Origin of the sequence: Crocosphaera chwakensis CCY0110 (assembly GCF_000169335.1) — a bacterium.
Taxonomy (GTDB): domain Bacteria; phylum Cyanobacteriota; class Cyanobacteriia; order Cyanobacteriales; family Microcystaceae; genus Crocosphaera; species Crocosphaera chwakensis.
Window position 1 is genome coordinate 1 of record NZ_AAXW01000162.1, and the last position, 1,013, is coordinate 1,013.

A 1,013-nucleotide genomic window follows, 5' to 3' on the forward strand; every position below is an offset into this window, starting at 1 on the left:
GAATCTCTGTCTGATGCTCACAAGAGCGAATTATTGAGCATTTACGAGAATATATTGCTGATATTGAAGATGAATTACAGTGGAATCAATCGTTTCGGAAAAGCCAAAATAAGTTAGTAGAAGCAGCGAGACTAGCTAAACAACAAAATAATGAGGGAAATCAACCATTAAACAAGTTCGCTAAGTAGATTATTGATTTTGATTAATAGACTCTTCAATAATTAAATTAATTTTTGCTATATTTTTCTCTATTTTTTTGTTTATTTTACTCTGTTCATCTATTTTGTCTGTTATTCCTTCTACTATTTTCTTTTGTTTTTTGATGTCAGGAATTGGTAAATAGAAGTTATATAATTCCCTTGATGATATTTTAACCATTGTTTGATTTTTACCTTTTGAAACATACTTAAAATAAAGCCTTCCAAAAAAAGAATTAAACAACAAAGCCAAATATTTTTTATCGATAACTGTTTCATCCAATTTAACTTTAATATATAAGTCAGGAAAAAGAATATCCTCTGATATTTCTTCTTCAACGACACTTGCAAGTGCAACTAAATCAATCGTATTTCCTCTGCTTACAAAGAAATCCCCTTCTTGAATAAAATAATTTTCAATATTATTTTTTGTATCTTCTGTAAATTTAGTTGGTAAAATTTTCAATACACCATCAGAACCAAAGTGTTCTTGTCCAAGTATCGGAATACCATTACCCCCCTCTATTGAGGGAGGACTCCAACCATTTTTGGTTTTAATAATAAAATTACCTAACAACTGAATACAATCAATATTCTTATAAATAAATTTTTGAATTAACTGAATTTTATTCCACCGAAAGCTATTTCTAATATTATTATTCCCAAAATATATATCACTTAAATTTATATGTATTTTTGAATTTGTATCTATTGAAGATATATCAGAAAGCGAAATATTAAATTCTTTACCAAAGATTTCATTGATAATGATGCTATCTTCTTTTTTTGATCTGATTATAAATTTTATATTTTCTT

At 26.7% G+C, this 1,013-nt stretch carries 1 protein-coding gene; it reads right to left on the reverse strand.

Annotation, left to right across the window (positions count from 1 at the left end; genetic code table 11):
- Positions 1-189: 189 nt before the first annotated feature.
- Positions 190-1,013: restriction endonuclease subunit S (locus tag CY0110_RS27805; RefSeq protein WP_008279016.1), on the reverse strand; the 824-nt coding region annotated here is incomplete at its 5' end.